General features: G+C 64.1%; 11 protein-coding genes and 1 pseudogene. 2 read left to right on the top strand and 10 right to left on the bottom strand.

The window, feature by feature from the left end; all coding sequences use genetic code 11:
• From VGE27_RS03910 to VGE27_RS03950, 9 genes are all read right to left on the bottom strand, one after another.
• Positions 1–1,900 (bottom strand): excinuclease ABC subunit UvrA (locus tag VGE27_RS03910; RefSeq protein ID WP_331048325.1); only part of this gene is annotated, 1,900 nt, incomplete at its 3' end.
• The gene (locus VGE27_RS03915) at positions 1,897–2,337 is read right to left on the bottom strand and encodes an SRPBCC domain-containing protein (RefSeq protein ID WP_331048326.1); all 441 of its coding nucleotides are present in this window, start codon (positions 2,335–2,337) and stop codon (positions 1,897–1,899) included. The genes VGE27_RS03915 and VGE27_RS03910, both read right to left, overlap by 4 nt.
• Positions 2,337–2,663, bottom strand: coding sequence for a metalloregulator ArsR/SmtB family transcription factor (locus tag VGE27_RS03920; protein WP_331048327.1), 327 nt, complete (start codon positions 2,661–2,663; stop codon positions 2,337–2,339). The genes VGE27_RS03915 and VGE27_RS03920 overlap by 1 nt, the downstream gene beginning before the upstream one ends.
• Positions 2,664–2,738: 75 nt before the next feature.
• Positions 2,739–3,578, bottom strand: a complete 840-nt coding sequence (locus tag VGE27_RS03925; protein ID WP_331048328.1) for a hypothetical protein — start codon at positions 3,576–3,578, stop codon at positions 2,739–2,741.
• Between the two features lie 108 nt (positions 3,579–3,686).
• Positions 3,687–4,205, bottom strand: coding sequence for a GNAT family N-acetyltransferase (locus tag VGE27_RS03930; protein WP_331048329.1), 519 nt, complete (start codon positions 4,203–4,205; stop codon positions 3,687–3,689).
• Positions 4,202–4,687: a hypothetical protein gene (locus VGE27_RS03935; protein ID WP_331048330.1), complete on the bottom strand. Its 486-nt coding sequence runs from the start codon at positions 4,685–4,687 to the stop codon at positions 4,202–4,204. Before VGE27_RS03935 ends, VGE27_RS03930 begins: the two co-directional genes overlap by 4 nt.
• On the bottom strand, positions 4,684–5,115 hold the full coding sequence (locus VGE27_RS03940; protein ID WP_331048331.1) for a hypothetical protein: 432 nt from the start codon (positions 5,113–5,115) through the stop codon (positions 4,684–4,686). Before VGE27_RS03940 ends, VGE27_RS03935 begins: the two co-directional genes overlap by 4 nt.
• Complete coding sequence (locus VGE27_RS03945; protein WP_331048332.1) at positions 4,997–5,410, bottom strand: VOC family protein; 414 nt, start codon at positions 5,408–5,410, stop codon at positions 4,997–4,999. The genes VGE27_RS03940 and VGE27_RS03945 overlap by 119 nt, the downstream gene beginning before the upstream one ends.
• A gap of 36 nt (positions 5,411–5,446) precedes the next feature.
• Positions 5,447–5,800: a hypothetical protein gene (locus tag VGE27_RS03950; RefSeq protein ID WP_331048333.1), complete on the bottom strand. Its 354-nt coding sequence runs from the start codon at positions 5,798–5,800 to the stop codon at positions 5,447–5,449.
• A gap of 296 nt (positions 5,801–6,096) precedes the next feature.
• On the opposite strand from VGE27_RS03950, the gene VGE27_RS03955 reads away from it, so the two are divergent.
• On the top strand, positions 6,097–7,089 hold the full coding sequence (locus tag VGE27_RS03955) for a serine hydrolase domain-containing protein (protein ID WP_331048334.1): 993 nt from the start codon (positions 6,097–6,099) through the stop codon (positions 7,087–7,089).
• 22 nt (positions 7,090–7,111) lie between these two features.
• Positions 7,112–8,011: a M55 family metallopeptidase gene (locus tag VGE27_RS03960; RefSeq protein ID WP_331048335.1), complete on the top strand. Its 900-nt coding sequence runs from the start codon at positions 7,112–7,114 to the stop codon at positions 8,009–8,011.
• Positions 8,012–8,039: 28 nt separating this feature from the next.
• Here the strand turns inward: VGE27_RS03960 and VGE27_RS03965 are convergent.
• Positions 8,040–9,234 (bottom strand): annotated as a pseudogene (locus VGE27_RS03965) (hypothetical protein); the annotation flags it as partial.

Raw genomic sequence — 9,234 nt, forward strand, 5'->3', positions numbered from 1 at the left:
GCACGGCCGCCTGAAAGCGCTTGCCCTCGCACTCTTCGCACACCGACGTGACACCGGCCATCATGCCCAGGTCGGTGTAGATGACACCCGCACCATTGCACGTGGCGCAGGCGCCCTCGGAGTTGGCGCTGAACAAGGCCGGCTTCACGCCGTTCGCCTTTGCGAAGGCCTTGCGAATGGGCTCAAGCAATCCGGTGTACGTGGCAGGATTGCTGCGGCGTGATCCGCGAATAGCCGACTGGTCTACCGTCACCACGCCAGGCTTGCCACTCACCGACCCGTGAATGAGCGAGCTCTTGCCCGAACCGGCCACACCCGTCACCACCACCAGCACGCCGGTGGGAATATCGACGTTCACGTTCTGCAGATTGTGCGTCTTGGCGCCACGCACCTTGAGCGTACCGGAGGGCTTGCGCACCGTCTTCTTGAGTGCTGCGCGATCGTCGAGATGACGACCGGTGAGCGTGCCACTCTTGCGTAGCGCCTCCACCGTGCCTTCGAATACGATCTCGCCGCCCGCCGTGCCCGCACCAGGCCCCAGATCCACAATATGATCGGCGATGGCGATAGTCTCCGGCTTGTGCTCCACCACCAGCACGGTGTTGCCCTTGTCACGCAACTGGCGCAGCAGGTCGTTCATGCGCTGGATATCGTGCGGATGCAGGCCGATGGTGGGTTCGTCGAACACATACGTCACGTCGGTGAGCGACGAGCCCAGATGGCGAATCATCTTGATACGCTGAGCCTCACCGCCCGACAGCGTGCCCGACGGACGATCGAGACTCAGGTAGCCCAGACCGATCTGCACAAACGAATCGAGTGTCTCCTGCAGTGACGTGAGCAGCGGCGCCACCGCGGCCGCCTTGATCGACCGTACCCACCCGGCCAGCTCGTCGATCTGCATCGTGCACACATCGGCGATGTTGTGCTTGCCGATCTTCGAGGAGCGTGCGGCTTCGTTGAGACGCGTGCCCTTGCAGTCAGGACAGGTGGTGAAGGTGACCGCACGTTCCACGAATGCCTGGATGTGCGGCTGCAGCGACTCGACATCCTTGGTCAGGAACGACTTCTGGATACGCGGCACCAACCCTTCATGGGTCAGGTTGGCGCCGGCCACCTTCACCTTGATCGGGGCCTGGTAGAGAAAGCTTTCGCGTTCCTTCTTGGTGTACTTGCTGATCGGCTTGTCAGGATCGAGCCCCGCGGCCGCAAACATGCGCACATACCAGCCATCGGCGCTGTATCCTGGCACCGTGATCGCGCCGTCGTTGAGCGACTTGGTCTCGTCAAACAATTGCGTGAGGTCGATATCATTCACCGACCCCATGCCTTCACACCGCGGACACATGCCGCCGTTCACGGTGAAGGTCTTCTTCTCCGCCTTGGCGTTGTTGCCCTTCTCCACCACCACCGAGCCCACCGCACGCATCGACGGCACGTTGAACGAGTAGGCATTCGACGCGCCGATGTGCGGCTTGGCAATGCGACTGAACAGCACGCGCAACATCGCGTTCGCATCCGTCACGGTGCCGACCGTCGAGCGCGAGTTGGCGCCCATGCGTTCCTGGTCGACGATGATGGCCGTGGTGAGGCCTTCCAGCACATCCACCTCGGGGCGGCCCATGCTGGGCATGAAACCCTGCACAAAGGTGCTGTAGGTCTCGTTGATCAGACGCTGCGATTCGGCGGCGATGGTGCTGAACACCAGCGACGACTTGCCCGAGCCGGACACGCCCGTGAAGACCGTGAGACGCCGCTTGGGCAGCTCCAGACTCACGTCCTTCAGGTTGTTTTCGCGCGCTCCCTGCACGCGGATGGTGTCGTGGCTGTCTGCCGCGTGAACACCCGGCGCCGCAGCGGTGGATGCGAACTTGGACGTGGCCGACTTCTTCGCCGTCATACCGTCTTCTCGAGCAGTTCGACAAGCTTGCCACCCATCATGTTCCAGCCATAACGCGCGCCACCGAACTCGCGCTTCTGCTCTTCCTTGAAGCCGGTCTGTACCAGCTTGAGCAGCGTGCCACCATCGGTGGGCTGAAGCGTGAACGTGACCACTGTCTCGAGGAACGGCACGGTCCAGGTGTAGCTGATGCGGCGCGGCGGGTCGACTTCGAGCATGCGGCAGTTCACGATGCCGTCCCAGCCGGGATACGGCTGCGTCTTGTACGTGAACTCCTTACCCGGCACCAGCTCGAGATCGATCACCGGCAGCAGCCACTCGGCCAGCAGCGCTGGTTCGGTGAGCGCCCGCCACACCTTTTCGGGCGCATGACGCAGGTCGAACTCGAACGCGATGGTTTCAGTCTGCGACGGGGCGGTACGGTCGAAGGTCGACATCAGTCCATCTTCTCCAGCAGGCGTTCGAGGCGATCGACGTGTTCCATCCAGAACGCGCGATAGTGAGCGATCCAGTCGATGAGCGGCTTCATGCCCTGTGGCTGCACGCGATAGTAGACATGCCGACCTTCGCGGCGTCCACTCACCAGCCCGGCGTCCTTGAGCGTGGCGAGGTGTTGCGAGACGGCCGGCTGCGAGATGTCGAAGCGCGTGGTGAGATCCTTCACGGCCGCCTCCCCCCGGGTGAGCGATTCGAAAATCGCGCGACGGCTGGGGTCAGCAAGCGCCTGAAAGATCTTGTTTTGGGCATCGGCTGCGAGTTGCATGCTTCAATTCATAAGTTTTCACTTATGTGTTGTCAAGCAGTGCGCCGAGATCGCCCACGGGACATCACGCAAATCCTACGGCTTGAACTCGTCAAAGTGCTTGGTGGCGCAGCTTTCGCACATCGAGTGCGTCACGCTCACCTTGTGCTCGGAGAGGTATTCCTCGATCCGGCGCCAGTAGCCGTCGTCGTCACGCACCTTGTTGCACCAGGCGCACAGCGGGAGCATGGACGAGAGCTGCTGCACATTGGCCAGCGCCCGGCGCAGGTCGTCGTTGCTCTGCCGCAGGTAGGCCACGAGCACCCCGACAAACAGCGCGACCATGAAGAGGCTCACCTCCACGTCGCCGAGCATTTGCACGGCGGCGGATCGCACGGGATTGGCATCCACCGCGGCCTGCGTGGCGAGCAACGAGCGGGTGGCGTGAAAGAAGGCTTGGAAGGCCATCACCATGGCCGGGAAGCGCATCAGCGGGCGCACATGATCGGCGGCGCGCCACAGCACCAGCGCCGCTGCCAGTGACAGGGATCCCCACACCACGCTGTTGGTGGGCGCACGCCACCCCTGCATCGCCGGCACGGCGCGCAGCAGTAGCAACAACAGCAGGTGCGACGCCACGATCAGACAGATCACCCGCCTCTGCTGCGGGCGCTGGGCTGTCTGCTGTGCGGCCAGCAGCAGGAGCGCGTGTCCGCAGGTGACGGTGATGGTGGGGATCAGGCGCGGCAACGTGTCCGGCGGCAGCATCGAGCGCGCCACGAAGAACAGGTCAGCCGCGGCAAGTGTCCATGCCGCGATGATCCATAGCCGCAGCGATTGTCCGGACGCCTCCAGCCTCCAGTACTGGCTCAGAACGCCAGCCAGAATCACGCCAATGAGCAGGTTGACGAGATAGTTGACTGTTTCCTGAGACATCGCGGGCGGGGGGTCGACGTCAGCCACGCGCACGTGGCAATGCGGTACAGCGGACGTCGGGAATCTATAGGCGGGTCCACACTTCGAGAGGCGGCATCTGCAACGCCCCTATCCCTGTACGGCTTCTATCTGGGACGAAACGGGCACAAATCCGCCAATGGGCCCGCGTGTCTTGCGCAGCAGAAACTCCGAATGCCCAGCCACCATGAACTCCGTCAACTCGCCAATGACCTGATAACCCGCCCGTTCGTACATCCGACGCGCATCCGGATTGAACGACGACACACACAGAAAGACATTCGGCGACCGGGAAAAGATGTGTTCTTCCAACAGCTGCAGCACGCCAGCGCCGACACCACGCCCACGCCACGCCGGGGCCATGCACAACGATTGCAGATAGCCCGAGAACGGACCGGCCATCCACAGCACGGCCAACCCCGCGCGCTCACCGTCCACCGACACGACATAGGCTTCGCGCGTCGGATCTTTCATGAGCGCGAGTGACTGCTCGAACGACCGGCCCAGTGTGACCCATGGCTCCGACTGCGCCATGAGTCGCGCGCACCATTCCGCATCATCGGCTTCGGCGATGCGGTGTATCGACGGTACCAGCGGTGTGTTGATCAATCGTTCGCCGGCGGCCCCTTGATCCGCCGGTCCATCTGGCGCATGGCGCCGAGGTGATACGCGATATGCGCCACGCTGCCGAACATGCCGTTCATTTCGAGCCGATTCACATCGCGCGGCGTACCCAGTGTGCCCAGCCATTGCGTGCACGCCGTCGCCAGCGCCGCCTTGCGCTCCGCCCACTCGGACTCGTTCACGGAAATCTTCTCCCAGCTCTCTGCCCAGTTGGCATCGGCGAACGGGTTCTCTCCCGCCGACCAACGGTTCATGAGCGACAGCCCGTATCGCACGTGCTCGACATGGGCCGCGATCGAAGCGCCGCCGTCATGCACCACCGACGCGTCAGCCGCCGAGATCTTGTCGAGCGATGCCAGCAATCCCTTGTCCCCGCGGTTCAGGACAAAGCCACCACTCTCGGGAACTCCGTTGACGAGTTCACTGCACAGCGTGGACAGAGTTTCCGCAACGTCGCGTGTATTCATGATCCATGCACTCCAGGCTTGATGCGATTGGCCAGGGTGAGACCCAGCCATGCCATGGGCAGGTACGCGCCAACGAGGTCCAGGACAATGAACCATGTGGGCGCCGGGATCATGGAACTTGCCGCAATGCCCCCGCACAGGAATGCGGCGCTGATCACGTATGCCACCACTCGGCGGTGCGATACGGACAGCAGTGCACCGATAAGCGCCCCGACGAGTGTGCCGAGCGCATGCGCCAGGAAGGGCATGATGTAATGCCTGGGCTCGAGCAAAGGGATTGCTGCCGTCAGCCCCTCGGCCGTCGTCATGTCAGTGCCCGGCGGCGGCGCGATCAGCTTGGGCCCCAAGGTGACGATCGCCATGTTCACGCTGCCGCCAAGGAAGAGACCGACGAGCAAGGCGAGGGCGTTGCGGGCAAACGTCTTCATGGGGCGCTCCGTGGAGGTCGGCTGGCGGTTGCGCGCGAGTGCGCGGAACCAGCCGGGAACATGCGCCGGATGCATGCGGCAGGCCAGCGTCGTTCACCCCGACCGCATGACCGGCCTTCATGCTCTTGGCGGCCTGATGAATCACGATGGCCGCTCCTCCACCACGTGGCTGGAGTGTGATCAATCCCTCGACCACCTCTCCGCTTCCCTCGAAGCCAAAGTAGCGCATGTAAAAGTCCGCCATGCGCTTCATGTCGCGGGCATAGATGAGCACCGTGCCAAGCGGTGTCGGCATATGAGGGTCCGGTGAAATGGCGATATGCGTTGGGCGTTACCGCATCAGCCGCGCGGCCAGCATCCAGGTGCAAAACCCCATCAGCCCGAGCCAGAGTATCCACAGCAGGACACGCACACCGCGTCCAGCGGGGCGTGCCTGGAGTATGAACAACGGAATCGGTGTGGCGAGGCTGAGCGCGATGCCCGCGAGACTGCCCAGCGCAATGCCACGATACTGATCGGGCTCGAAGTCGGGAACACCGGCTTGCCACTCAGGCCACACGCGCCAGAGGATGAACGCGTTGAGGAGGACGCTGCCGAGACAGAACACCCCGAGCAATTTCAGCAGGAAACGCTGGCGGAGCGTCGCGGGAGACGGGACAGCCGGCTGGGTGGACGTCATGGACATTGAATTGGTGGGCGGGAAATTCCCCTCACCAAGCGCACGGAGGGCTGGCCAGAACATGCAGCGGCCAGGCGTGGGCGGCCAGCCGCATGAAATGGCCCGCATTCCAACGATCGCCCCCTGTCGGGGTGTATGACTGGCGATTCCCTGTCATTGTCCCGTCCCTCTCTCGAATGCGTATCCTCATGAGTCGCTCGCTTGTCACCGCGTCAATGATCGTCAGCCTCCTTGCTTTGGCATCGGTGACAGGCGCGCAAGCGCCTACCAGGTCAGCGCCGGCAGCGTCCCTCGCGAGTACCGTGGATGCCTACGCACACCGGACCGGCTTCAGCGGCACCGTGCGTGTGGAACATCGAGGCAAGCGTCTGCTGCAGCGACATTATGGCCTGGCCAATCGTAGCCATGCAGTTCCCGTCGACTCCACGACGCGATTCTGGGTTGCCTCGATCACCAAGCTCTTCACGGCGGCACTGGTGATGCAGCAGGTGGAAGCGGGACGCATCGATCTGGCCGCCCACATCAGCACATATCTGCCCGACTACAAAGGTCCGGCGGCCGATACCGTCACTGTGCAACAGCTGCTCAATCACACCTCGGGCCTCGAGCCGTTCGAACACATCACCAGCTACGACGACGCCGTACGCAACGGCATGCCCGAATACCAGCTCCCGCACACGCCGGCGCAGCTGCTGACGCAATACGCGAGCGGCAAGGTGAACACCACGCCGGGATCGGCGTTCAACTACAACAACGCCGACTACATCGTGCTCGGTGCGATGCTCGAACGAGTCAGCGGCACGACCTACGAGCGCCTGCTGCAGGACCGCCTTCTCACGCCACTGGGCATGACGAACACAGGGCTCATGCGTGCGCAGGCGATCACGCCACGCCTGGCGACGACCTACATGCGCGCCGACACGCCCGCGCCACTGCTGCGTGATCTCCCGGTGTTCCCCGAAAACTGGTGGGCGGGAGGTGCGCTGTACTCCACCGCCGCCGATCTCTCCACCTTCGCCCGCGCCCTGTACAACGGCCGTGTGATCTCGCAGGCATCGCTGACCACACTGCTCATGCCGGGCCTCGAGGAATATGGTTTCGGTCTCTGGGTGGCATCGCAAACCATCGAGGGCACCAAGCATCGATTCGCGCAGCGCCCGGGCCAGATCATGGGCGCCAATGTCACCCTGCTCCGCTATCTCGACGACGATCTCACCGTCATCATCCTTGGCAACACCAACCTCGCCGATATCGATCGTTTCGGTTTTCTTATCGGACGCACCGTGCTACGCTGATTGACCCATACCACGAGGCCCCATGCTCCGAGCCATCACCGCGCGCGTCGCGCTCCTGCTGCTTGCCCTCACTGCGCCGGCGCAGGCGCAACAGCGGCTCAAGGTGTTCATCTCGGTCGACATGGAAGGCATCGCCGGCGTCGTCACGGGCGACCAGCTCAGCCCCACCGGCTTCGAATATCAGCGCTTCCGCGAGTTCATGACCGCCGAAGCGCTGGCCGCCATCGAAGGGGCCAAGGCCGCCGGTGCCACAGACATCATGGTGGCCGATTCGCACGGCAACATGCAGAACCTGCTCATCGAGAAGCTGCCGTCCGATGTGATTCTCGTGCGTGGCCCGGTGCGCCCACTCGGGATGATGCAGGGCATCGACTCCACGTTCCATGCGGCCGTATTCATCGGCTATCACTCAGCCACCACCAACCTGAACGGCGTGCGCGCGCACACGTTCTCGAGTGCGCGCTATACCTCGGTGGAGCTCAACGGCGCCCCGATGGCCGAATCGAGCTTCAACGCCGCCTTGGCGGGCTACTACGGGGTGCCCGTCGTGGCCATCTCGGGAGACGAAGCCGCCGTGGCCGAACTGGTCGCTCTGTCTCCGCGGGCAGCAACCGCGGTGGTGAAGCAGTCCATCGGCTTTCATGCCGCGGCCACGCGTACACCGGCCGCCGCGCAGGCGATGATCCGTGAGGCGGTGCGTGCCGGTGTCGCACGCCGCGCGGAAATGACGCCGCACCGCGTGCAGGCACCGGTGCGCCTTGACCTCGGCTTCAAGAGCTACCGCGCCCCGGAGCTGCTCGCCTACCTGCCCATGGTGCAGCGCACCACGGCGCACAGCATTCGCTACTCGGCCGGTTCGATTCTCGACATCGCGCGATTCCTGTCGTTCATCGGAGCGTACGCGCCTGAAGTCGAGCCCTGACTGAGTGGCCCGCCCGGCCCACACAGAGTCACTCGCGTGGCTTCGTTGCCGATGGTGAGGTGGACGATGTGAATGTCTCCACCTCATGCTGTGCATCAGCCAACCGGCGCACATCGTCCCCCAACAGGCGTGCCGCGTCAATCAATGTGGTGAGCGGCGCCAGATCGTTGGCTCCGGCATGCAGGCGCAGCAGGTCGAGGCGCACACTCTCGAGCGCCGCCACGCTCTCCTTGAGGTGCCGCGTGGCGGCGACCCGTCGCGATTGCAACACGTCATCCTGACTGGCGCTGCGCGACGCGGTGGCTTCGAGCGCTGCCAGCACGTCGAGCGCGGCCCGCGCTTCCGCCGCCCGCGCTTCGAGCGCCTCGAGGGTGGCCGGCAATTCCGCCAGCTCCTCACGATACGCCGCCGGTAGTGCCGCAAACAGTTCGGCCGCAGCCACGCCGAGTGCAGACTCCGTTGCCCGAAACGCACCGGCGTTCACCGATCGCTCCGGCGCCCCGAGTCGTTTCGCGAACCAGGATCCCACACGGCTCTTCCACAGTCGCTCGCGCATGCCCGACTGCCACCATGCGCGCACCCGTCGCGGAATGAATGCCACGCCGAGTGCATTGCTCACGGCGCCCAGCAGCAGCGTACTGAATACGGGCGCCATGATCACCACGGGCCCCATCGTGCGCTCGTGAATGGTCCCGTTGATCAGCAGCCCAACGGTGACAGCGAGCCATGTCGACGCCAGGATGGTCGCGACACGCAGCGCGCGGTGTGCGGTGGGTGGTTCACCATGCAGTGAGATCGCTTCCGTTTCGGCGCGCTCACGGCGTTCCGTTTCCAGCGCGCCACGCAGGTCGGCCAGTGTGAAGCCCGCGCGAAACTGACGACGCGCCTGCTCGAGGTGAAAGCCCATCACCGGCAGGAGCGGTGCGGCGGTGATGGCCGCGAGCACCACGATGTCGGCTGGCCCATTGGGGCGATTGCCTGTCACCCAGGCAATCAGGTTGGCCGTGGTCAGCGCGCCAAAACCGCCCGACCACGCGAGATAGGGAAGCAGCAGGGGATTGTTGGCCTGCAACCACGCACGTAATGACGGCGACAGGGATGGCCGTGCCTGCACCACCGGTGCCAGCGCCGATGCGAGCGACTCGGCGTCGGGAAACCGATCGGATGCGCGTTGCGCCAGACAGCGATCGATGGTGGCACCCAATGACGCGGGAAGTCCGGGT

The sequence above is a fragment of the Gemmatimonas sp. genome (assembly GCF_036405635.1).
GTDB lineage: Bacteria > Gemmatimonadota > Gemmatimonadetes > Gemmatimonadales > Gemmatimonadaceae > Gemmatimonas.